General features: G+C 57.1%; 24 protein-coding genes. 2 read left to right on the top strand and 22 right to left on the bottom strand.

The window, feature by feature from the left end:
• Positions 1-27 precede the first annotated feature (27 nt).
• The 10 genes from ACR0NB_RS18360 to ACR0NB_RS18405 all read right to left on the bottom strand — a co-directional run bounded on the left by ACR0NB_RS18360 (position 28) and on the right by ACR0NB_RS18405 (position 10514).
• Positions 28-1134: a Gfo/Idh/MocA family protein gene (locus ACR0NB_RS18360; protein ID WP_480776441.1), complete on the bottom strand. Its 1107-nt coding sequence runs from the start codon at positions 1132-1134 to the stop codon at positions 28-30.
• 47 nt (positions 1135-1181) lie between these two features.
• Positions 1182-2237 (bottom strand): sugar phosphate isomerase/epimerase family protein, encoded by a 1056-nt coding sequence (locus ACR0NB_RS18365; protein WP_093965426.1) that lies wholly within the window; start codon positions 2235-2237, stop codon positions 1182-1184.
• Between the two features lie 26 nt (positions 2238-2263).
• Positions 2264-3322, bottom strand: coding sequence for a LacI family DNA-binding transcriptional regulator (locus tag ACR0NB_RS18370; RefSeq protein ID WP_480776442.1), 1059 nt, complete (start codon positions 3320-3322; stop codon positions 2264-2266).
• Positions 3323-3329: 7 nt separating this feature from the next.
• Positions 3330-4952: a dihydroxyacetone kinase subunit DhaK gene (locus ACR0NB_RS18375; RefSeq protein ID WP_170368058.1), complete on the bottom strand. Its 1623-nt coding sequence runs from the start codon at positions 4950-4952 to the stop codon at positions 3330-3332.
• A 10-nt stretch (positions 4953-4962) separates the two neighbouring features.
• Positions 4963-5955 (bottom strand): ABC transporter ATP-binding protein, encoded by a 993-nt coding sequence (locus ACR0NB_RS18380; protein WP_480776443.1) that lies wholly within the window; start codon positions 5953-5955, stop codon positions 4963-4965.
• On the bottom strand, positions 5948-7045 hold the full coding sequence (locus tag ACR0NB_RS18385) for an ABC transporter ATP-binding protein (RefSeq protein ID WP_170368062.1): 1098 nt from the start codon (positions 7043-7045) through the stop codon (positions 5948-5950). The genes ACR0NB_RS18380 and ACR0NB_RS18385 overlap by 8 nt, the downstream gene beginning before the upstream one ends.
• A gap of 2 nt (positions 7046-7047) precedes the next feature.
• Positions 7048-7236, bottom strand: a complete 189-nt coding sequence (locus tag ACR0NB_RS18390) for a hypothetical protein (protein WP_093965435.1) — start codon at positions 7234-7236, stop codon at positions 7048-7050.
• Positions 7233-8171, bottom strand: coding sequence for a carbohydrate ABC transporter permease (locus ACR0NB_RS18395; protein WP_010442361.1), 939 nt, complete (start codon positions 8169-8171; stop codon positions 7233-7235). Before ACR0NB_RS18395 ends, ACR0NB_RS18390 begins: the two co-directional genes overlap by 4 nt.
• Complete coding sequence (locus tag ACR0NB_RS18400) at positions 8168-9115, bottom strand: carbohydrate ABC transporter permease (RefSeq protein ID WP_170332156.1); 948 nt, start codon at positions 9113-9115, stop codon at positions 8168-8170. The genes ACR0NB_RS18395 and ACR0NB_RS18400 overlap by 4 nt, the downstream gene beginning before the upstream one ends.
• Positions 9116-9194: 79 nt before the next feature.
• Entirely contained in the window at positions 9195-10514 is a 1320-nt protein-coding gene (locus ACR0NB_RS18405; protein WP_480697624.1) for an ABC transporter substrate-binding protein, read from the bottom strand.
• Positions 10515-10911: 397 nt separating this feature from the next.
• Here ACR0NB_RS18405 and ACR0NB_RS18410 point away from each other — a divergent pair, with 397 nt between their 5' ends.
• A complete protein-coding gene (locus tag ACR0NB_RS18410) occupies positions 10912-11691 on the top strand; it encodes an MOSC domain-containing protein (protein ID WP_480776444.1) in 780 nt (259 codons plus the stop codon).
• A gap of 109 nt (positions 11692-11800) precedes the next feature.
• Here ACR0NB_RS18410 and ACR0NB_RS18415 read toward each other — a convergent pair whose 3' ends face one another.
• From ACR0NB_RS18415 to ACR0NB_RS18445, 7 genes are all read right to left on the bottom strand, one after another.
• The gene (locus ACR0NB_RS18415; protein ID WP_480776445.1) at positions 11801-12688 is read right to left on the bottom strand and encodes a sulfotransferase domain-containing protein; all 888 of its coding nucleotides are present in this window, start codon (positions 12686-12688) and stop codon (positions 11801-11803) included.
• A 345-nt stretch (positions 12689-13033) separates the two neighbouring features.
• Positions 13034-14581 carry an arylsulfatase gene (locus ACR0NB_RS18420; protein WP_480776446.1) on the bottom strand — a complete coding sequence of 516 codons (1548 nt, stop codon included), beginning with the start codon at positions 14579-14581 and terminating at the stop codon, positions 13034-13036.
• Positions 14582-15144: 563 nt separating this feature from the next.
• Positions 15145-15993 carry an enoyl-CoA hydratase/isomerase family protein gene (locus tag ACR0NB_RS18425; RefSeq protein ID WP_170392427.1) on the bottom strand — a complete coding sequence of 283 codons (849 nt, stop codon included), beginning with the start codon at positions 15991-15993 and terminating at the stop codon, positions 15145-15147.
• A gap of 78 nt (positions 15994-16071) precedes the next feature.
• A complete protein-coding gene (locus ACR0NB_RS18430) occupies positions 16072-16860 on the bottom strand; it encodes an SDR family NAD(P)-dependent oxidoreductase (protein WP_170392429.1) in 789 nt (262 codons plus the stop codon).
• Positions 16861-16872: 12 nt separating this feature from the next.
• Positions 16873-17838, bottom strand: a complete 966-nt coding sequence (locus tag ACR0NB_RS18435; RefSeq protein WP_480776447.1) for an LLM class oxidoreductase — start codon at positions 17836-17838, stop codon at positions 16873-16875.
• A 13-nt stretch (positions 17839-17851) separates the two neighbouring features.
• Positions 17852-18628, bottom strand: a complete 777-nt coding sequence (locus ACR0NB_RS18440) for a CmcJ/NvfI family oxidoreductase (protein ID WP_480776448.1) — start codon at positions 18626-18628, stop codon at positions 17852-17854.
• Positions 18629-18682: 54 nt separating this feature from the next.
• Entirely contained in the window at positions 18683-19378 is a 696-nt protein-coding gene (locus tag ACR0NB_RS18445; protein WP_480776449.1) for an NAD(P)H-dependent oxidoreductase, read from the bottom strand.
• 110 nt (positions 19379-19488) lie between these two features.
• Between ACR0NB_RS18445 and ACR0NB_RS18450 the strand changes: the two genes are divergently transcribed.
• Positions 19489-20403 (top strand): LysR family transcriptional regulator, encoded by a 915-nt coding sequence (locus tag ACR0NB_RS18450; protein ID WP_480776450.1) that lies wholly within the window; start codon positions 19489-19491, stop codon positions 20401-20403.
• A gap of 44 nt (positions 20404-20447) precedes the next feature.
• Here ACR0NB_RS18450 and ACR0NB_RS18455 read toward each other — a convergent pair whose 3' ends face one another.
• Genes ACR0NB_RS18455 through ACR0NB_RS18475 form a run of 5 tightly spaced genes read right to left on the bottom strand, consistent with a single transcriptional unit; the run spans position 20448 to position 23270 of the window.
• Positions 20448-21530 (bottom strand): energy transducer TonB family protein, encoded by a 1083-nt coding sequence (locus ACR0NB_RS18455; RefSeq protein WP_480776451.1) that lies wholly within the window; start codon positions 21528-21530, stop codon positions 20448-20450.
• Positions 21527-21904: an ExbD/TolR family protein gene (locus ACR0NB_RS18460; protein ID WP_480776452.1), complete on the bottom strand. Its 378-nt coding sequence runs from the start codon at positions 21902-21904 to the stop codon at positions 21527-21529. The genes ACR0NB_RS18455 and ACR0NB_RS18460 overlap by 4 nt, the downstream gene beginning before the upstream one ends.
• 4 nt (positions 21905-21908) lie before the next feature.
• A complete protein-coding gene (locus ACR0NB_RS18465) occupies positions 21909-22274 on the bottom strand; it encodes an ExbD/TolR family protein (protein ID WP_480755141.1) in 366 nt (121 codons plus the stop codon).
• The gene (locus ACR0NB_RS18470; RefSeq protein ID WP_480776453.1) at positions 22267-22932 is read right to left on the bottom strand and encodes a MotA/TolQ/ExbB proton channel family protein; all 666 of its coding nucleotides are present in this window, start codon (positions 22930-22932) and stop codon (positions 22267-22269) included. Before ACR0NB_RS18470 ends, ACR0NB_RS18465 begins: the two co-directional genes overlap by 8 nt.
• Complete coding sequence (locus ACR0NB_RS18475) at positions 22929-23270, bottom strand: hypothetical protein (RefSeq protein ID WP_480755140.1); 342 nt, start codon at positions 23268-23270, stop codon at positions 22929-22931. Before ACR0NB_RS18475 ends, ACR0NB_RS18470 begins: the two co-directional genes overlap by 4 nt.
• Between the last annotated feature and the right edge of the window lie 218 nt (positions 23271-23488).

Genomic DNA, 23488 nt, shown 5'->3' on the forward strand with positions numbered 1-23488 from the left:
GTGCCTACCCTATGCCCACAGCCAGACTTACTCCAACTTGACCCAAGCCGCGTTTCTGGACGAGCTTTGCACACAAGCGGCTACAAATTTAACACCGTCTAGCCCGTCATGCACGGTTGGGTAAACAACGGACGCCTCAGGTGAACTCCCATTTCGGAAAGCCTGGATCGCCTCAGCAGCCTCTCCATATATATTGGCGAACCCTTCAAGATATCCCTCGGGATGGCCCGGAGGAACTCTGCTCAAGCGATTGGCAGCGTCACCAGCTCCAGCGCCATTGCGGGTGATCAGACGCTTTGGCTCGTTGTAGGGCGCAAACCAGAGATAGTTCGGGTCTTCCTGAGCCCACTCCAGCCCACCTTTTTCGCCGTAGACCCGTAACCGAAGTGCGTTTTCGTTGCCAGGAGCCACCTGAGAGGACCACAGCATACCCCGCGCACCGCCCTCGAAGCGAAGCAATACGTGGGCGTTGTCATCGACTTGGCGCCCCGGGACGAAGGCTTGCAGATCCGCCGCAAGGCTTTCCGCCCTCAGCCCGGTCACAAAACAAGCGAGGTTGTAGGCATGGGTTCCGATGTCACCGGTTGATCCGCCCGCGCCCGAGCGTTCGGGATCGGTTCGCCACTCCGCCTGTTTGAAATCCTGCTGCTCGGTCAGCCAGTCCTGCGGGTATTCAACCTGGACGACGCGGATTTTGCCAATATCGCCGTTGGCAACCATTTCACGCGCCTGCCGAACCATCGGGTAGCCCGTGTAATTGTGGGTCAATATGAACAGGGCATTCGCGCTTTCCGCCGCTTCGACCAGTTTTTTTGCATCGGCAAGGGTCGAGGTGAGTGGCTTGTCACAAATGACGTGAATCCCGCGTTTCAGGAATTCACGCGCGGCGGTATAGTGGACGTGATTTGGCGTGACGATTGAGACCGCCTCGATCCCGGATTTGAGCCGGGCTTCCCGGATCGCCATTTGTTTGAAGTCTTCATAGACCCGTTCGAGACCCAATGCCCGGCCGCTTTCAATGGATTTTTCAGGCGTCGAAGACAAAGCGCCGGCAACCAGCTCGAACCTTTCGTCCAATCGCGCTGCTATGCGATGAACGCCGCCTATGAAGGCGTCATTTCCGCCGCCGACCATGCCAAGCCGAATGCGTCCCGAGGCTTCTTCACTGCGTCCTGTAACCATTATTCGATCCCCAGCATTTTGCGATTGGCGGCTTCGTCAGCACCACCGTCCGCGAAATCATCAAAGGCTTTCTCGGTCACACGGATAATGTGATCCGACACAAACTGAGCGCCCTCACGCGCTCCATCCTCGGGGTGTTTGAGGCAGCATTCCCATTCGACCACAGCCCAGCCATCAAAGTCGTTCGCCGCCATTTTTGAGAAGACCGCCCCGAAATCCACCTGGCCATCACCAAGCGACCGGAACCGGCCGGCACGATCGACCCAGCTTTGGTATCCTGAATAAACCCCTTGCCGCCCGGTCGGGTTGAACTCGGCATCTTTGACATGGAACATCCGGATCCGATCCTTGTAGATGTCGATATTGTCCAGATAGTCGAGGCATTGCAGCACGTAGTGCGACGGGTCGTACAACATGCAGGCCCGTGGGTGATTGCCTGTCCGTTCGAGGAACATCTCGTAGGTCACGCCGTCGTGGAGGTCCTCTCCGGGGTGAATTTCGTAGCAGACATCGACGCCGCATTCCTCGGCGTGGTCAAGGATCGGCACCCAGCGGCGGGCGAGTTCATCAAATGCCGTTTCAATCAAGCCGGCAGGGCGCTGCGGCCAGGGATAGACGTAGGGCCATGCCAACGCGCCCGAGAATGTCGCATGGGCCGAAATGCCCAAGTTCTTCGAAGCGGACAATGCTTTTTTGACCTGGTCTACGGCCCATTCTTGCCGGGCTTTCGGGTTTCCTCTGACGCTCTCGGCGGCAAAGCCATCAAAGGCGCTGTCATAGGCCGGGTGAACGGCCACAAGCTGACCCTGAAGGTGCGTTGACAGCTCAGTGACTTCGACGCCATTTTCCCTGGCTTTGCCTTTGAAGTCATCGCAGTAACCGGTGCTGGACGCGGCCTGTTCAAGGTCGAACAACCGGCCATCCCAACTAGGAACCTGGACGCCCTTGTATCCACAGTCAGCCGCCCATTTTGTAATCGCGTCCCACGAATTGAACGGTGCTTCGTCCCCTGCGAATTGTGCAAGAAACAATGCTGGACCTTTGATCGTTTTCATAAGTTTCCTCCCCAAAACCTAAGCCGCTATGGCGGTAAATTTTCCCTCAGATAGATGTCGATACGGATACGTTCCTGCGCTTTGTTGAATGGGACTTTGTCCGAAGTCGCACGCAGAAGGCGGACGGCTGAACGAACAATGTGCCCGGTGTCTTGCGAGATCAGGGCGTCAAACGTGCCAAGCTTCAGAGCCTCTCGACTAAGCGGAGTCAACTCATGCGCTATAATCATCAAATCCTTGCTGAGCTTGTTTTCCGAAAGGAATTGAATAAGGCCGGCATTGCCCGCTGCTGACGAGTATATTCCGACCAGATCCGGGTAGGTTTCGAAGATCTCGGGCATCATCTTGTAAATCAGATCCGGGTCATCCCGGCCCTCAACAGACGCCACGACCTCGAGATGCGGAAACTCCTCGGCCACAACAAGATCAAAGCCCTGGCGACGCTCTAGGTGGTCACGTGCCAAACGAGAGCCAGTCAGAACCAGGACCTTGCCTTCCCGATGCACGAAACGCCCCATCAATTGACCGGCGGTTCGTCCTGCGGAAACGTTGTCAATTCCTACAAAGTGGTCTCGCTCGGAACTCGGCAGGTCAGACACCAAGGCAACCACCGGAACCCCTTTGTCCTTGAGCCGTCTCACGGCATCGCGAACAGAAGGCGTTTCGGGTCCGAAAACGGCAACTCCATCAACATCCAAACTATCGACAGCATCCAGAATGTTGACGATATCCTGCGGTTCAAACGGAGCGACCCTTTTGATCGTAATGCGTGTCCGCTCGATAAACTGGTCACGGGATTGCTCTGCGATCTGGTTGCTGATCGCTTCCACAAATTCATTGTCGGTGTCCGGCAAAACAAAAAGGAAATTGTAAACCCGGTTTCGTGCGAGGTTGGCCGCGGCGGTGTCGCGCACATACCCCAGTTCATCAATTGCCTTTTGTACTTTCTGAACGGTTACTGCGCGCACGCCGGGGCGCCTGTTCAAGACCCGGTCCACAGTCGCCAGGCTGACACCCGCAACCCGCGCGATGTCATTGACGGTTGGCTTCTTCACCAATTCTAGTTTTTGTTTTTGGTCTGCCACGTGTTCCTCAGCCCTCAAGCTCCCGCGCCAAGCCCTCGAACAACAAGGCAACGGCCTCAGCGCCAGGATCGTTATGTCCAACTAGGTTTTCTTCGGGAACATAAGCTGCTCGGCCCGCCTTCGCACGGCGAATTTTGGCCGTATTGTTCGCTCCTTCGCGGGCGGCATGTGCGGCATGGGTCAACCCCGATGGGAGAGCGGCAAGCGCGGGTGCCAAGGCGTCAATCATAGTTCTGTCGCCGACCTTGGCGCCTCCAACTTGGCTGACGCGTTTCAGGCCTTCTTCCAGGGATTTGGCTACGGTTGCCCCATTGGCACATGCGTCACCAGCTGCATTGAAGAAAATTGCTAGTATCACACCGGAGGAGCCACCCATGGTTTGGCTCAATTCATTGCCCAACGCCGGGAACAGCTGAGTCAAATCAGCGAGCGGCATGCGGTCAAGGCTGCCTTGCAGCGCTCTTGCGGCCGTCGCCAATGTGCTTCCTGTGTCGCCATCACCGGATTTCGCGTCCAGTTCGTTCAGATTCTTCTCAGCGTTGATGAGGAGTTCAGACAAGCGCGAGATCGTTTCCCTTGTGGTGGGATTGTTCGAAGGAATTGGATCGATCGGCGTCAGGCCGTCAGGCAATGGTGCCACTTTGATCGGGTCGATGGAATTGACCCCGGGCCACGCGGCCAGATCAACAGGTGCTTCAAGAGCTGACAAATCGGCCTGATCCACGGGTAGAATGGAAACAGAAAACCCGTGCATATCTAGCGATGTCATCATGGGGGCCGGACCGATGATATGGTGGGCAATACCGGTTTCGGACAAGGCGTGCGTTAGGACAGCCATTTCCAGCGGAGTCGTGGAACCGAGGTTGTTGACCAACGCCACACATTCCCCGGCCCCAAGCCGTTGCCTCAGTTTCTCCACCACTGTGGACATGGCCGATACGGCATTTGAGAATTCGACTTGCTGCACACCCGGCTCGCCATGGATGCCCAAGCCAAGTTCCGCCTTGCCGGGTGCGATCCTGTCTTCTTTCGGAGATCCCGGAACGGTACAGGTGTCCAGGCTCATTCCGATGCTGACAACCTTTTCGATGGTGCTACTGGCTGCTTTGGCAACGGTGTCCAGGTCAGCACCGCTTTCCGCAAGCGCTCCGGCGATTTTGTGCACGAACAACGTGCCTGCCACGCCACGTGGTTGCGGCAGGTCGGGCAGGGCGATGTCGTCGTCGACGACCACCATCTCAACCTTGCGACCCAATGCACGGGCGCGTTCAGCGGCCAGCCCAAAGTTCAGCCGGTCACCGGTATAGTTCTTGACGATCAGCAAGCACCCTGCCTCACCCGTGACTGCAAGAATGCCCGCCAGAACCGCCTCGACCGACGGGGATGCAAACACTTCGCCGCAGACTGCGGCCGTCAGCATACCGGCGCCAACAAAGCCTGCATGGGCGGGTTCGTGACCTGACCCTCCACCGGACACCAACGCCACCTTCGACTTGTCCCAATCCGACCTGTAGACAACTTTGATATGCGGGTAGCCGTCCAGCCGGGTAAGCCTCCCTCCTGAGGAGGCCAGAAGACCGTCTATGGCATCTGTTACCAGAGTTTCTTTTGTGTTGAGGAACTGGGCCATGCTTTGCTCCTTAATTCACCCGCGCGCCGGACGCGTCAAAATACAATGGGTTGTGGGGGCGGATTTTAATAATTTTTCCAGATGGATAGTCCTGGTGGACATCTATCAACGTTACGACCGGGTGACCGTTTAGGTCCAGGTGCAGTCGTGTTTGATCGCCCAGGTGCTCGGCGCGTATCACGCGCGCCTCGCTGCCTTCACCTTCAATGATGTTTTCCGGGCGAAGTCCAATCTGCGGACCTTTGTGGTCGCCTCCGAACAACTCGGACGGCAGGATGTTTATCCGTGGCAGACCCAACCTGCTGGCCACGTAAACGCTGCCGGGATTTTCGTAGATTTCGCGAGGGGTGCCGTATTGAACCAGCCTTCCGTTCTCCAAAACGCCGATATGCGTGGCCATTGTCATGGCTTCCACCTGATCATGGGTCACATAAAGCAAGGTTGATCCCAGGTCGGCCTGAATTCTTTTCAGTTCGACCCGCAAATCTGCCCGAAGCTTGGCGTCCAAAGAGCTGAGCGGTTCGTCCATCAGAAATATTTGGGGGTCGCGCACCAGCGCCCGTCCGATCGACACTCGCTGCATTTCTCCGCCGGACAATTCGGTGGCTTTGTTGTCCAGCTTGTGCGGGATCTGCAGGATCTCCGAGACTTCTTTGACCTTCCTCGCGATCTCATCCTCTGGTGTTTTCAGGATCGGCGACCGCAGAGGGAAAGACAGGTTTTCACGCACTGTCATATGCGGGTACAGCGAGTACTGCTGGAAGACCATCGCCACATCGCGCTGGGCGGGTGTATCCATCCCTACATCGCGTCCGGCAATGCGAACTGTGCCTGAATCCAGTTTCTCAAGCCCGGATATCAGTCTGAGCGTTGTTGTTTTTCCCGCGCCCGTTGGGCCCAACAAAACCACAAAGGCGCCGTTGGGGATCGTCATTGAGATATCATCCACCGCTTTGATGTCGCCGAATGACTTCGAAATGTTTTCCAGAACGACTTCAGCCATTGCTCAGTACCTCGTCGTTCAGTGCGGACCTCAACGCGCGTCCGGTAGATTTTTCGAAAAGGGTCACTGCGGATGAGCGGAATTCCAATCCGACCGTCTCGCCGGGATTGACGGTTTCACGAGCATCAATGCGGGCTTTCAGCTCTCCGTTCGGGCTTTGCAGCGTCACGATCTGGGTGGTTCCCAGATATTCTGCGGCCAGGACCTTGGCTCGGTAGGCGCTGGCATCCGACAGAAAAACATGCTCGGGTCGAACGCCGAAAACCAAGTCACCTTCCGCACCTTCCATCAGTTTGGGCACGGCTTCGTCATGGCCATTCAGTCGAACCATTTCCGAGCCAGGCGCGACCTTTCCCTGAAACGGCAGGAAGTTCATCGAAGGCGATCCGATAAAGTCCGCAACGAACATTGTGGCCGGTTTGTCGTAGATTTCCTGAGGCGTGCCGAATTGTTCAATTACAGCGTTGTTCATCACAACGATTTTGTCGCCCATTTGCATGGCTTCCAGTTGGTCATGTGTGACGTAAACAGTGGTTGCGCCCATGCGATCATGAAGTGCGCGTAGTTCTTCGGCCATGTGCTCACGAAACTCGGCATCCAAAGCGCCAAGAGGTTCGTCCATCATGAACGCCTTGGGTTCGCGAACAATTGCGCGACCCAGCGCCACGCGTTGCCTGTCGCCACCTGAAAGCCCACCCACCGGGCTGTCGAGGATGTCGTTTATCCCCAGAATTCCGGCGACTTCCTCGACTTTGGCTTTGACAGCAGCACGCGGCATGCCCTGCGAAATAAGCGGATAGCTGATGTTCTTGCGCACGTTCATGTGGGGATACAGCGCGAACATCTGGAACACGAAGGCAATGTCCCGCTCTGATGGCGGCCGCTGGCTGATCTCTTCGCCGTCCAGATAGATTTCGCCCGACGTTGGAAGCTCCAATCCCGCGATCATCCGCAGCGTCGTCGTTTTCCCGCAACCGGAGGGGCCCAGCAGCATGAAAAACTCGCCGTCTTCAATCGTGAACGAACTTTCGCGGACAGCCGTGAAATCGCCGAACATCTTCTTTACGTTTTTGACTACGATCTGGGCCATTTCTACTCCGGGAAATGGCTGACGATGATGAACATGACCGTTCCGATCAGCGTGACGATGAAGGAATAAGTGAAGGCCCAAAGGACAAAGGGCTGCATCAGCATGAAGACACCCAGTGCGATGAGGATGGTTGCGACCATCTCCCATGGGCCGCGGCGGAGCCGCATCAATCCGGAAAGAAACTCGCTCATTTGCGTACGGCTCCGAATGTTATCCCGCGCAGCAAGTGTTTGCGCATCAGGATGGTGAAAATCATGACCGGGATCAGGAAGATCGTCGCGCCGGCCGCAACGGCAGGCCAGTCCAGGCCGCCGATACCGATGATGGTCGGGATGAACGGTGGTGCGGTCTGTGCATTCGCAGATGTCAGCAGCACGGCGAACGCGTACTCATTCCAGGCGAAGATCAGGCAGAAGATCGCAGTTGACGCAATTCCGGTAGCGGCTTGCGGCAGCACCACTTTGTAGAAGGCCTGAAACCTCGTGTACCCATCGATAAGGGCGGCTTCTTCGTACTCTCTGGGGATTTCGTCGATGAATCCTTTCAGCAACCAGACCGCCAGGGAGATATTTACCCCCGTATAGAGCAGGATCATTCCCAGATGCGTGTCGCTGAGACCAAGGTTTCTGAACATCAGGAAGATCGGGATGGCGACAGCGACCGGAGGCATCATCCTTGTGCTCAGGATGAAGAACAAAAGGTCGTCTTTGAGCGGGACCTTGAACCTGCTGAACGCATAGGCAGCCAACGTGCCGAGGAAGATACTCAAGAACGTGGAGCCAAATCCGATGATGACCGAATTCATGAAGCGCTCGCCGAACTTGGAGGGCCCAACGATCACCATGTCGTATTGGCGTACGATCTCATCGGCCCAGTTCTGCGGCGGGTTGGCTTCCAGAAACTCCTGCGTCTGCCTGGTGCGTGTGGTGAAAAGGTTTACGTAGCCTTCGAGCGTTGGGTCAAAGACCACCTTGGGCGGATAGCTGATCGCGTCGGCAGGCGATTTGAAACCGGTCAGCAAGATCCACACCAGCGGGATCATCGTGATCAGCGCATAAGTGATGACCAGGAAGCCTGCGATCCATTTGGACCGGTTCGAAGGTTCAGTGACCGAAAAACTGCTCATCGCTGTTTCACCTTGTTCAGGGCTTTGACGTAGATCGACGCAAGGCCGAACACGGTGACGAACAAGATGATCGCATAGGCCGAGGCGTAGCCCGTCCGCCACTTCTCAAACGCCTCTCGCTTGAGATTGATTGAGGTGAGTTCCGTTACAGATCCCGGTCCACCGCCGGTCAGCTGAACAACCAGGTCGAACATCTTGAAGTTCTCGATCCCTCGAAACAGCACCGCGAGCATCAGGAACGGCAGCACCATCGGAATGGTAATCGTAAAGAACTGCCGCAGCTTGCTGGCCCTGTCGATCTCAGCCGCCTCGTAGATGTAGTCGGGAATGCTGCGCAGGCCTGCCAGACAGATCAGCATCACGAAGGGGGTCCACATCCAGGTGTCAACGATCACGATCGCCCAAGGGGCCAAAGTGACCGACCCCAGCATTTCAAAGCTTGAGGGATCCTTGCCCGTGAACCATGACACGATGTAGTTGAACAGGCCGATTTGTGGCTGATACAGGAATTTCCAGAAGTTCCCGACGACGGCCGGGGACAGCATCATCGGCAGCACGATGATCGTGGTCCAAAGATCGTTGCCCTTGAATTTCTTGTTGATCAGCCACGCCAGCGTGAATCCGATCAGGACTTGGAAAAAGATCGTCCAGAACAGGAAATGCGCCGTCGCCTGCATGTTCAGCCAGGTGTCTGAATCAGTCAGGATACGTTCGTAATTCCTGAGCCCGACGTCTTTGACTTCGCGCCCGATCCGGTTGGCCTTGTAGTTGGTAAAGCTCAGTTGGATGGTCCAGATCAACGGAAAGATGTTGATCGCCAGCAATAGAAAAATCGTTGGGGAGATGAATATCCAGGCGATCGCGCGGTCGGATAATCCTCGGATTTTTCGCGCAACTCGCTCGGGCGTTGCCTGCGCAACGCGATCTACGGTCCTGTCAGACATCTCTTTGCCAGCTCTTGTTGGTTTAGGACTCACGGGTGAAGGTGGAGCGGGATTGCACCCGCTCCTGCCTGTGTCCGGACTACAGCTTGCCTTCGTCTTCGAAGACTTCGGTCCAGTCTTGGATCAAAAGATCAAGCGCTTCTTGAGCGGTGCCCTGGTCCGCAACCACGTAGTCGTGGATGCGCTTCTGCATCGCCAGCAGCAGTTCCGCATAAGCAGGCTCCTGCCAGAAATCCTGCACCCCGGCCATCGCTTCCAGGAAGTCACCGGCAAACGGCTGGCTGTCAACGAAACCCGGATCTTCCAGTACGGAGTTATGGGCCGAGTAGCCGCCGAGCTCCCACCATTTGGCTTGAACGTCCGGTTGTGCAAACCACTTGATGTACTCAAGTGCGGCGTCCTGTTTGTCAGAGTAGCTGACAACCGAGATACCTTGTCCGCCCAGTGTCGAACCTGCCTGATTTTGTGGTGGGTTCACGAAGAAGTCGATCTTGTCACCGCCGGTATTGGGATCGGCGTAGAGACCCGGGAAGAACGCAAACCAGTTCATCGCCATGGCGACCTGACCGGACTTAAAGGCGTCCAGACTCTCACCCATGTAAGAGTTGGTATATCCCGGAGGCGTCGCCGTTTCGTAGAATTCCTTGTAGAATTCCAGAGCTTCGACCGCTTCGGGCGAGTTCACGGCGCCTTCCATGTCATAGGAACCCGGCGTGTTTTCGTATTTGAAGCCCCAAGGATACAGCGCTCCGGTCACACCCATGGTGATCCCTTCCGAGCCGCGCTCGGTAAAGATGGCTGCGCCATAGACAGTCTTGCCGTCGATCTCACGACCTTGGAAGAACTGCGCGATCTGCAGAAGTTCTTTTTGCGATTGAGGCTCGCGAAGATCCTGACCCGTCGCCTCTTTGTAGGCGGCTTGGATGTCGGGGTTTTCGAACCAGTCCTTGCGGTAGAACCAGCCATTCGCATCGCCCATCGCTGGCAGCGCATAGTAGTTTGGCGTGCCCTTGGGCCAGGTCGAGTACGCATAGACGGTGGCCGGCGCGAAATCGTCCATGCTGATGCCTTCAGCATCGAAGAAGTCGTTCAGTTTGACATAGTGGCCATTCTCAGCGCCCCCGCCGATCCACTGGCTGTCGCCAATCAACAAGTCGCAGAGCTTGCCCCCGGAGTTCAGCTCGTTCAGCATCCGGTCCGCAAAATTCGGCCAGGGAACAAACTCGAAGTTCATCGTGTGACCGGATTCGGCTTCGAATTCCTTTGAAAGCTCAACAAGCGCGTTGGCCGGGTCCCATGCAGCCCAACAAAGCGTCAGATCTTCAGCATTCGCCTTGGTGGAAAGAGTAGTAGCGGCAAGGACTAGTGCGCTGGCCGAGGCCAGTTTTGTGTAAGTCATCCATTCCTCCCTTTTTTCGCCGTCAATCGAGGATGTGCGAATCGCGGCATACCCCCAAGGCTATTTGAGGTACGCACATCAAGTCTAGATATTTTTGAGGTTCGTACCTCAAACGGACGGCGGTTGATGATTAGTGCTCCTTTAAGCCACTGATGTAATGTAATTTTTTCCATTTTATCGGTGTGCATGTATTTTCAGCAGTGAGGCATTTAAGGGCCGCACCCGCCAAGATTGGTCCAGCTCACGATCACGGCCATAATGCGGCCAACCGATTTTCTGCACCCGCTGGTGAAGCTCTGGCGGATTATTCGGTCGATACCTTTGAGGATTCGCGATAGCGTCAAACCGCACGGGCCACTCTGGATCGTGCGTGACTCGTATGGTCAGGGGCAGACGTATGAACGCGCTCTCTATCGTCAGATTGAACCGGTACCCAATCAAAGGCTTGAGTGCCGAGCCGATGCAAACCGTGACGCTGCGGGCAGGGGAGGGGATCCCGGGTGATCGCCTGTTCGGATTTGCGCGCTACAACTCCGGATTCGACCCACAGAACCCGCAGCCACTGCCGAAAGATCGCTTTGTCGTTCTGTTGAATGAGGCTGCGCTGGCAGGCGTTGAGACAAGCTTTGATATTGAGACCCAAGATCTTGAGATCAAAGCGAACGGCAAAACACAAAGCTTCAATATGCGAGCACCAGAAGACCGGATGAATGCGGCAAGTTTCCTGTCCTCAGAGATCGGCTTGAAAGATCCCGAACTGCCGGTATTCGTCACGTCTGCTCCTCACCGGTTTACGGATGTGTCCGTCGTCTCACCAAAAATGATGAACGCGATATCCGTTCTTAATCGCGCGTCGGTGAGAGAGTTGGGTGAAAAACTGAACGCAGAGATCCAGCCAGCGCGGTTCCGCGCGAATATCGAGATGGACGGCTTACCTTCGTTTTCCGAGTTGGAGGCGGTTGGATCAGTTCTGAGATTTGGCGATGTTGAGTTGAAGATACTATCGCGTACGAAAAGGTGTGCGGCCACTGAAGTGAACCCGGATACGGCCGAGCGTGACTTGAAAATACCCTATCTTATTAGGAAGTTGATGGGGCACATGGATATGGGAGTCTATGTCGAGGTGACCAAAGGCGGAACCCTAAGTGTCGGCCAACCCGGGGAAATGCTTGCCTGAATGCCGCCCCCCTTAGATTGGTGACCTCGGGAAACCTCTGTTCCATATTCAATCGAGAAAAAGGTCTTCGGTTTTTGGTTATTCGCTGGTTCGCCCGGGGTAGCGATATCTACGCAGCGAAGCTCCCCCGAGAGCCATATTCCAACCAGTCTCGGTCTTCGGGATCAAGGTGTGCATCCATCATCGCGTCGTAGCTTGCCAGTTCTTCCGCCGTCAGTTTCCCGTACCATTTGCCGCTCGTTCCGCTGTGGAAAAACTCGGCATCGGACTTGAAGAACCCTTTGCCACCTGAGGGAGCATAGCGTTCTGCTTTGTCCTTCATATTGTCGAAGGTCGCAGCTTGAACCAATTGATCCATGACTGCCTCTGAATGGGCCGTGCCCAGGATGTCAGCCAGCCTGAAGAACGTTCCCCTCAAGTCCCGGGTCATGTCTGCGTAGTGAAAAAGCGATACGTTCGGCCGGTCGGAAAGCGCCGCAGCGGCTTTATAGTGCCGAATGATATGGGCCAGTGGCATCGCATCGGTATCGAACCCCTCCGCCCCGCCGTCCAGAAAACGACTGAATGTGATTCGTTCTTCATCGTTCTCGGGATACCAGGTGTCAAACCAGGTCATTGGAATGTTTCTGACGTGTTTGCGAAACGAGAAATGCGCATCGAGGGGATGACGAAAAACACAGATGTACTGTGCTTGATCATCCAGAGGTAACCCATCCATCGGTGTGTGGCTTTTCATGCTGCGTCGATGCTGCATGGCTTCGAGCCGTTCTGCGACTTCAGGCATTTCTCGGATTCGGATGTCTACCCAAGGCATCTTCACGGACAACTCCGTTTCAACTTCGGGATCACCAGAAAACAACAGCGATACGATGGTTTGCATCCAGGTCGTGCCGCATTTCGGAGGTGTTACCACGAACACATCGTCGGGGCGGATGCGAACCATATCCCAGCGTCTATTGTCGGTCAGGGGGCCAAGGTAGAGCTTTCGGTTTTTCACGTCTGAAAACTCCTCCGCGCGAATTGGTTCAGGAAAAGTGGAATGAAAGTGAAAGGCGACTGGTTCTCATGGCAGAAAGCCTAAAAAGCCAGTTGCTGCTTTGTTGAGTCAGGCCGGCAACAGAATGAGAGCGGAGCAGCGCCTACACGTTTTTCCAAAGACCTCTCAGGGTTCTGTCCAGCAAGCAGCGCTCAATACCCGCAAAACGGAACCAAGCCGCCGTTCATCCCTTCCCTTGGACTGCGCTGGTCTTCAGTCCAAGGGCATGATTTACCAGCCTGAATTCGACAAACAGTTGTCTGCGAATTCAGGCTGGCGAACACAGCTCACGGCGTCCCGTTGGTGCTATTGGTTCCCGGCACGGCTCGTGAGTTCCTCCATGACGTTGTCGAGGTTGAAGCTGCCGGGTTTTTGCCTTGGCGGAAACTCCTCGAAGCTTTGCAGCCATTGCCCAACGAAGGCGGAGGCCGGAGCTATCGCGAACATATGCTCGAGGAACCAACGCTGGTATCCCATAGCGTTCTCTTCCTCGGCTCGCTCGAACGGATCGCTGCGGAGGTTTGCCAGCATCGGTGCGCGCAGGACTTCAAACGGTGAGAGCCATACATCAAGCCCGTGCGCATTCTGCTTCAGGAATGTCACCTTGTACTGTTCGTATCGCAAGGCGGCGACGCTGCCATCATCGGTCCAATAGATGAACTCGCTGCGCGGCCACTCATCCGTTTCACCTGAGAGCGACGGCAGAAGATTGTAGCCGTCAAGATGGGCCTTGTATTGGCGACCGATCGCTTCAACGCCACCATCGAGCAACTTTTCTTTGATGTCTGGCTCACCGACCGCAGCCAGAATGGTAGGTAACATATCCGTATGCGATACTACGCCATTGACCTTCGATCCCGGCTCGATGACGCCCGGCCACTTGATGACCGTCGGGACGCGATAGCCACCTTCCCACTGCGTGTTTTTCTCACCGCGGAAGGGTGTCGTACCGCCATCTGGCCACGTGAACGTCTCCGCTCCGTTGTCGGTTGAATACATCACGACGGTGTTGTCGGCGATTCCGAGCTCATCAAGTTTATCAAGCAGTACACCGACATGCCCATCATGCTCGACCATGCCGTCGGGATAAACTCCAAGTCCCGTAACTCCCTCGGACTCTTCCTTCAGATGCGTGAAAATGTGCATCCGGGTGGAGTTCCACCAAAGGAAGAAAGGTTTGTCCTGTTCGACGGCTCTATCCATGAAATCCAGCGCGCTGGCCGTGACTTCTTCGTCAACGGTTTCCATGCGCTTTTTCGTAAGCGGTCCGGTATCCTCGATCGAGCCATCAGCTGTCGACTTGATCACCCCGCGCGGGCCGAAGTTTTTCCTGAAGGCTTCATCCTTGGGGTAGTCAGGGTTTTCGGGCTCTTCTTCTGCGTTGAGATGGTAAAGGTTTCCGAAAAATTCATCGAAACCATGGTTTGTGGGTAGGTGCTCGTCACGGTCACCCAAATGGTTTTTGCCGAACTGGCCGGTCATGTAACCGTGGTTTTTGAGCAGCCCGGCGATGGTTGGGTCTTCGACGGGCATGCCCTCGGGCGCGCCGGGTAGGCCGACCTTGGTCAGGCCCGTGCGGATGGGAGATTGTCCTGTGATAAACGCCGCTCGTCCTGCGGTGCAGGACTGCTCTCCGTACCAATCAGTAAACAACGCGCCTTCTTTGGCTATGCGGTCGATGTTGGGTGTCTGATACCCCATCATGCCATGGTTGTAGGCACTGATGTTCCAAAATCCAATGTCATCTCCCCAAATAATCAGGAAGTTCATGGGGGGATCATCTTGTGCGGAAACGGCTGTGGCAGCTGCAGCAAATATGGCCGCCATTATTGTTGATCTTGTTTTGTATTTCATTTTCGTCCTCCCAAAATTTTTTGTTAATACCGAGTAACCTATCACAAAATTGGCGGTTTTGTCGGGGCACTTGCGGTTTTCAGGATTTCGGGCGGAAACGCGCAAGTGATCCAAGAGACCCAATCGACTTTGATGGCTTTGATTTACGAGCCGGCCGAAACTTTTCTCGGCGCTTCAAGGCGTGGTTGATCAAGACGAGTTGCGTCGAGTCTCGGAGCCACGCCAATTCGGTTTTTGGAGCACTTCTTCTGCTTTTGGAGCAAAGAACGGCCTGCTGAACGTTTTTTTGGGGTGTGTGTTCAGTAAGCCTGTCGGTCGTTCCGGCACATTCGATCCCGTGCGTTGGCGAGCGAAAAGCGCCGCGCACCGTTGATCAACCCGGCCGTCGGTGCTGCTGCCGTCTATCCTTTGGCCTATCGCCGGCTTCGGAACGTGGGCGTATGAGTTCTTTGACAACCGCAGTATGGCGACCTGCGTGCCTCCGCCCCCTTGCCGTCGGAACGCCCAAACCGGCTGCGGGATATGATCCGCTGAAACCGACTTCAGCGGATCAAGCGCAGTCGTCAGTTGGTGATTTCTTGCACCTTCATGACCAGTTCGTTCCAGTTTCGCTGGTTCTCGATATCATGCTCGAGCCCTTGTTCATCGGCAATTCGAAAGCGCTTGACCGCCGGCGTCTTGCTAGTCGCCTGGTACAGCCAATAGGCCTCGGCTCTCAACGCCTCGGAAATAGGTTTGTCGATGGATTCGTAGACCATCTGCTTGCACGCGTTGATGGATTCGGCGGGGAACTGGGCAATGCGCCTGGCCAGAGCATCGACATAGGGACCGATCTCGTCGGAATCCAGCGCCTTGTTGATGGTGCCCATGCGCTCGGCATCGTCGGCATCGTAGTCCTGCGCACTCAGGATGATTTCCAATGCCCGGCCAAGTCCGGTTTGGCGCGCCATGCGAGAAGCTCCGCCGCCGCAGGGCAGGATACCCATGCCAACTTCCATCTGCATGAACTTGAACCGTCCACGTGCTGCAAAACGCATATCCAGCGCGAGTGCGAGTTCGTGTCCGCCGCCACGGGCGAAGCCTTCAAGCTTTGCGATTGTTGCCTGCGGGACCTTGCTCAGCCGTTCGCACACGGACTGCAGGTCCAGCAACTGGGCGTCTTCACGCGAGACGGCTTCGGTCGAAAGATCCTTGAGCAACTCGGTATCGTAATGACAGACCCAGATTTCGGGGTTCGCCGACTGGAAGATCACCACTTTGGTTTCCCGGTCCCGCTCCAGCCGCATCGCAAGGCTGTTGAGGTCGGCCAGCATCTCCTGGCCCTGAACATTGACCGCTCCGAAGTTGAACGTCACGGTGGCAATTGCATTCTCGACCGCGACGTCGAAGGTCTGGAAATTTTCGTATTTCATTGGACAGTCCTCTCCTGTTCTCGCCATCAAAGATGCGAGGGTTTGCATGGATTTGCAGGGCGCGGGAGTGCGCCCGGCTCAGCCGCAGTGGCGGATAGTGTCTTGAATGGCCTTCATGACGTCGGCTGCGTGTTCGGACTTCAGCGCCGCGGGGTGCGGGTCTGCAAAGGTACCGCCGTCATTGTCGAAATAGGCGCCCGACGCCTGCGCGAACCGATCGCTAAGTGCGGCGTCGATCAGGATGTCGGCGCCGATGTTGAGGTCGTTGCCGGCGACTCCGAAACCGTCCTTGACCATTTTGGACGCCAGCAACGAACCCGGATTGACCGCGATCAACGCCGGTCCATCGGGCAGGGCGCGGGCCTGTTCGCGCGTCCATATCGTGATTGCCAACTTGCTTTGCGCATATGCGCCCATATCGGCCAATCGCGTTTTGCCGGTCAAAGCATCCACATCCACAGGGGCCTGGGCGGCCGAGGACAGGTTCACGACGCGGCCAGTCTTGGGAATGATCGGAAGAAGAAGTTCGGTCAGCAGATAGGGCGCGAACGTGTTCACGACGAAGCGGATATCGAGACCGTTTTCGAGAGTGGTCTGCGGAGCCTTCAGGACGCCGGCGTTGTTGATCAGCACATCCAGCCGGTCGTGATTGGAGCGGATGGCCTCCGCCAAAGACCTCACTGCTGATAGGTCGGACAGATCGGCGCTGTAGGTTTCCGGCTGCCCTCCAACCTTCTGGGCGGCTGCTTCCAGCTTTGCAGTGTTCCGTCCGTGCAACAGAATACGGTGACCGTCAGCCGCCAGTTTCTTGGCGGTGAGGAGTCCGATACCATCGGTTGCGCCAGTGATCAGAATGGTTTTGGTCATGCGATCCGTTCCTTATGAAAATTCCGGCAAGATCGTATCCGCCAGGCGTTTGAGTGTCGGTTCGATGGCGGCCTGGTTGAAACGCAGATTCAGGGCGACGTGATTCATCCCGATCTCACGTATTTCAGCCAAGTAGCGGCGCAGGAAATTCGAACCCGACTGGAATCCCAGATGTATGGGACGTGCGGGGGCATTTGGGTCTTCCAGCAAGTCGACATAGAGCGACTGCATCACCGGTTTGTCCGGTTGCCCCAGTGTTTTCAGACGGTTCCGGTAATCGGCCACCGCGCGCCCCTGTGAGGCCGCATCGCGCGGATAGGTCATCCATCCATCGCCGTTTTCAGCCACCCAATCCGGGGATTGTCGACTGCCGCCCGTGATCAACAGCGGCAGGCGCGATCCCGAGGGTTTTGGCAGAAGGTCAATGTCGCCGGGCAGGTGTCCCTGCAGGCTTTCATGCTTTGGGTAGGGTGTTGCCGTTGCACGGATATAGTCGACGCTGTCGCGGAACCGTTCACCTCGATCGGCGAAGGACTGACGCATTGCAGGATACTCTTCCGGTCGATCGCCAGAGGCCAAACCCAACAGCAGACGGCCATCGGACAATACATCCGCCGACGCGGCTGCCTTTGCCACATGGGCCGGATGGCGCAGGGGCAAAACGATGCTGGCGGTCCCCAGGGCAATGCGATCCGTCGCGGTCGCCAGTGCACCCAGATAGACGAACGGGTCAAAGATCTGGCCAGGGTCCCCGAAACTTGGAACATTGAATGGCACGTCGCGCAGCCAAAGCGCGGCAAGGCCCAGAGACTCGGCCAATTGCGCGGCCTTCATGTGGCCCTTCATCGTCGGCTCGGATCCCACCGGGTAGGCCTCAAGCGGCAATACCAGCCCGAGCGTCAGCTGATCCGGCCGAAATACCTGACCGTAGGCCTTGTTGATCGGGGCAAAGGACAGGTTTTGGTTTTTGTCCAGCATGATGGTTCCTTGCTCAGTACCGCACCAAAGTGCGGGTCTCGATGCTCTTCCGGATGGTGTTGACGGTCGGGTCCTCGACCATATCGAGCGCGCTGTGCGCGACGGAAGGCAACCCCCGATTGTCGTAGATGTTGAAAATAGCGATTTCATCCGGGCTCATTCGCGACAGATAGACCCAGTCATGGCTCGCATTCCCGACAAGCCCCATGATCTGCCCTTTGCGGTCAGGATAGATCAGGTCAAGCAGGATCCAGTCTTTGGGGTCGACGGACGAAGTACGGACGAACCCCAGCGGCGCGCTGTTGATCGGGTGATCGACAGGCCGCCAGAGATTGACAAAGGCATAGTGCCCTTTGCTCCACTCGGCCGCCCGCTCGGCGCCAAGCAAATCCTCCAGCCGTTGCCGAGCGCCGTCCGCGCTGTAATCGCTGTGGACATTGCGCGCCGGCTTGCGCGTCGCCTTTGGGTCGTCCACGCGCAAGGTATGGTCAAAGATCACGACCTCGCGAACGCCGATCTTTGCGGTCAGCAGTTGAGCCAGTTCGTGTTCGTAGGGCCGTTTCCACTGATCCCGGGAGAAATCGCGGATCGCACTGGGCGCATTCAGAAACTCGACGCCATCGGGGTCAAAGCGCAGGGGCCGCCCGGATGTCCGCATATCCGTCAGGCTCACCTGTGTCGGTAACAGTTCAGGCGAAATCAGGTTGCCGACAATGCCGCCGGCGTCCAGTTGGAACGCCTGCCGTTCAGGTTTGTGAACGTGATAGTTTACGATACCGGTTCGTTGCATCTGAACCCTCACTGATTTGCGGATGACGCAGCCCCTGGCTTTATCGACGTTGGCTCAGAACCAGTTCACGGTTTCGGCCATCGGGCGGCGGGTCTTGGGGAATTGCGGATCGCTGGCGCGATACCCGAAGGCAAACATCACCGCGGGCTTCCATTTCGAGGTATCCACCCCGAAATGCTCGGCCAGAGTCTGGGTGGTGAGTTCCATGTCAAACCCTTCGATGGGGCAGGAATCGATACCCATCAAAGCAGCGGTCGTCATCATGTTGGCCAGAACGATATAGGCCTGTTTGCCGGCCCAGTCGGTGATCTCGCGTTCAGTGGTGATGCGATGGTCGGTTGACTGGAACTTGCCATAAGCACCGTTGAACAATTCGATGACGTCCTCGGGCAGTTGTTTGACCTTGCGATAGTGGTCCTGCAGATAATCAGACCCAGCGGTCATGGTTGCCGCAGTGCTGGCCAGAATGATGCCAAAATGGCTGGCTGTCCCCAATTGGCCGGAGCTGCCGTTCATCATGCCATTGGCGCCCCAGGAAAACTCGCGCAAAAGCTCGCGTTTGTTGGGCGATTGGATGACAAGAATCTTGAATGGCTCGTGCCCGAAAGAGGTGGGCGACAGGCGGCCAGCTTCAAGAATGGTTTCGAAATCGGCGTTGCTGATCTTGCGGTCGGGATCAAAGACCTTTGTCGCGTGCCGGAAATTGAAGGCTTCGAGGATCTGTGACTGAACGTTCGGGCGAACGGACATTGGTGGCTCCATTTGGTTTGTCTTCCGTGGAGCCAGAAATATCACTTGCAGAATCCGATGAAACATAGAATATCAGGTTTCAGTTTTCGGATTTTTCGTATAATAAGCTAATGGACACACAAGCGCTTCGTCTTTTCGTGCTTGCAGCGGACAAGCTGAACATATCGGCCGCCGGGCGCGAACTGGGTTTGGTGCCCGCAGTCTCCAGCGCCCGACTTGCCAAGCTGGAGCATCATCTGGGTGTCGAGTTGCTTCACCGCTCGACCCGGAAAGTATCGTTGTCTCTGGAGGGCGCTGAGTTTCTACCTTATGCGCGCGAGATTCTGGCGCAGGAGAATGCGGCCTTGGCCGCTTTGGGGCAGGGGTCGGCCCAAGCCACCGGCACACTGCGGTTTACTGCGCCCAGCACGTTTGCACAGCTCTACATTGCTCCGATCCTTGCAAAGTTCCAGGAACAGCATCCTGGTGTGACCCTGGACCTGCGTCTGTCGGATGCTCAGTTTGATCTGATCGAAGGCAGCTATGATCTTGCTTTGCGGAACGCACCGCTGATCGATACCAGCCTCAAGGGGCGCAAGCTGGCGGATGACAAACGCATCCTCTGCTCGGCACCAGATTACCTGTCGGCCCACGGAGAGCCCAAGACGCCGGATGATCTGGCGCATCATCGGCTGATTGCATTTCGCCACACCCGGGCCCGGGCGCTGAAAACTGCCCGGGGAGCTGTCGCAAGTTTCGACCCCGGAGCCACGAAATGTCCATTGATCATGGATGACGGTCTCAGCCAGAAGCTGGCCACCGTGGCAGGGGCGGGGATCTCGATGAACTCACTGTGGAGCGTTCAGGAGGAGCTTGCCTCGGGCAAGTTGCGTCATGTCCTTCCCGAATATGAGGCGGCGGAAGACAACGTGCTTTGGCTGATCTATCCCAGGTCGAACGTATTGTCGCCAAAGGTGCGGGTCTTCATGGATTTTCTGATCACCGAGATCGGCGTGAAGCCTCCGTGGGAAAGATCATTGGACTGACTGATTGCGTCCAGTTGCTTCGGGCCAGCGCAGCAAAGGCCCGATTAGCCGTTCTGAAAGTAGAACGACAGCTTCCGGCTGACCCCGCCCGGAGGTTTCGGGAAGGGCGATGCGCGGCGGACCTGTTCCTTGGCGGCCCTGTCGACCTCGGTCGAGCCAGAACTGTCGATAATATCGACCCAGGCCAGTGTTCCGTCCGGGTTGATTTCAAAGAAAACTTTGGCAAAGCCGCGAACCGAGACATAGACCGGGGGAGTTCTGTTGAGGTGGACAAGAACCTGCCCGGCGTAATTGGTTACATTCGAGTTTCCCGGGCCTCGACCGCCGGACTGATTGGAGTTGCCTCCTCGGCTGAAGGAATCGACCCCCTGTCGGCGATAGGTCGTCAGCGGTGAGTCGATCTGCTTGTTGGGAAATCGCAGGTTGTCAAAACTGTCCAGCCGACTGGCCCTTTGGTCGGGTACAGGGGCCGGAGCAGGGGGCCGGTCCGGAAGGCGCGGGCGGATCGATGTTGCAACCGCCAGATCCGAGACGCCGTCTTCGGTGTCGCTTTCGACCGGTTGCTGCTCCTCTGCCGGCACTGAAGGCTCCGGAACCGGTGAGGGGGCAGGCAGGGCAGCCAGTTGCTCTGGTTCCGAAACCGGGGCCTCTATGGGTTCGACCGGTGCTTCGGGCGCCGCTGCGGACTGCGTTTCGGCTTGGACGGGGGGTGTTTCGTCGACCTCATCGGCGGCCTGCCGATCACCTTCGGCCGAGTCCGCCGGCTCAACGATTTCCGGAACGGGCTGATCAGGCTGCACCGGGTTGGTTTGTCCGATATCAGGCGAGTTGACCTTTTGCGGGTCCGACGAGGCGACCAGTGTTTCGCTGACGGGTATTTCGGCCCGGTCCGGCTCTGTCGGCTGTTCGACATCGGGCTCGGGCTCTTTTGCGGGGGTTGGCGGCTCGGGCGGGGTCGCGGTTTCCGCCAGATCCTCGAACGCGTTGCCCAATGCAACCGTGTCCGGTTGCGGTCCGGCCGTCGCAGGTTCCGCAGGGTCCCGCGCGGCTGGCAGCAGCAGGAAAAGGTGGAACAGCACCGAAAGCACAACAGCCAGCGCCGCGACAAACAGAGATTCCCGGATCATTCGAGCGCCCGTTCGGTCACCGCAAAGACTGCGGTGGCGCCGAGACGGCGCAAGGCGCTGGTGACTTCGATCAGGCGTGCCCCGGAAACGTTCCGGTCAGGCACGATCCGCACGGGTTCTTCCCCCCGGCCGGTCATGTAGGTCTGCGGATCCGTCGGTGTTCCGCGAAAGCTGAGCGTCCCGTCCGCGTGAAGAACCAGTGCATCGGGCGGTTCGCGGCCGTCCAGATCGGATGTGTTGACCAGTTCCAAGTCCGGGTCCAACGGTTGAGCAACGGTTCCGGCGATCAAAAAGAAGATCAGCATCAGAAAGACCACGTTGATCAACGGAATGGTCGAGTCGCGCTTGCGGCTTGGGCGGTCGTGGCGGATCATGGCGTCACTCCAGAACCGTTACCGACAGACCGTCAAGGCCGCGCAATTTCGCCAGAAAGTCAACAAGCCGTTGGGCGGTGACGTCGCCGTCAAGACTGACCAGCACCTGCCCGGGCTGCAGTGCCTGTGCCAATTCATCCAGCGAGAGCGGTGCTCCGTTCAGCACCACGCGGTTCGCCCCCAATTGCACAAAAGCGCGATCCGACGGGGCGCTGGGCTCTGATGGGCCCGCGGCTGCGCTGCTGAGTTGAATCTCTCCGAATGTCGAAAAGGTCGACGTTAGCATAAAGAACAGCAAAAGCAGAAAAATCACGTCGATGAGCGGTGTCATCGACATGGCGCGCCGGACAAATGGGGCCGCGTTACGCATGTCCCGGCGCGGTGACAAACGCGGTGCTGGTCGTTGCTGTAGGCAGCGCCTGGGTCGGCACGAGAATCGTGCGCAAGGCCTTATCTGCGAACACCCGCTCGTGCGCGGTACGGCTCTCGAACCAGGACAAGACCATGGATGTGGGCATCGCAACCGCCAGACCCACCGCTGTCGTCACCAGCGCAACCCAGATCCCACCAGCCAGCAGCGACGGATCTACACCGGCCCCGGCCGTCTGCAGGCTTTGGAACGCTTCGATCATGCCCAGAACCGTGCCGAACAACCCCAGCAAGGGGGCCAACTGCGCGACCGTATCCAAAAGCCGGAAACCGCGCTCGAGCCCGGCCAACGCCAATCCGGCTTCGGCGTCCAGCCGTTCGTCCAGCCCCGCCGTATCCGGGGCGTTCATTGCCGCACCCACGATCGGGGCAAGGTAGCTGCTGCTGGCGGCCAGACGCTCGCGCGCAGTGTCGTGGTCTCCGGCATCCCAGGCTGCCAATGCCTGGGACAGCACCATATGGCGGCCGACGCCACAGGCCGCAAACTGCCAGAGCTTGTAGATCGATACCGCCACGGTCAGGATCGACATCACAAGAAGGATCGCCACTACTGGCCCGCCCAATGCAAGGATCTGGCCAAGCGCGTTGAAGATGTTCATCCCAAAAGCTCCATTTCCAAGCGGCTGGTCACCGACAGGGCCGAATTGCAAAGATCACTCTCGGAACCGTCTGTTACGCAGGAACTGGCTCCGTTTATCAGAACGCGCCCGACCGTTGCGCATGGTCTGTCGGGCAGGTCGAACTGGCGCACACGCGGGCGGTCCTGCGGCAAATCCCGAAAATCGAACAATGACAGTTTGATCACCGAACCCTGCGTGTCGAAGATCACGGTTTCGAAAACGGCTTTGTCGATCGCCTGTCCGGTTTCGTTGGTGATCAGAAATGACAGCCGACAGGCCTGCCCCACATCCTGCGCCGCGTTGAGTTCCAGTGACAACCCTGCGCCATCGGCGTCAGATGATTGCGCATCAGCCGCAAGGGGGAGGGCTGACCATGCGATAAGGGCGGGTAAAAGGTGACGCAGTTTCAATGATAGAACCTCATTCTGAACACGTGGTACCTGCAGCCCGCCAAGCAGTGCTGGCGCCGTGCCTGTAATATCTTAGACCAGCTGTACGGGGAAGGGTTGGCGGGGGCTTTGTGATCGTTCGTCAG

The sequence above is a fragment of the Ruegeria sp. CG3 genome, from assembly GCF_056537205.1.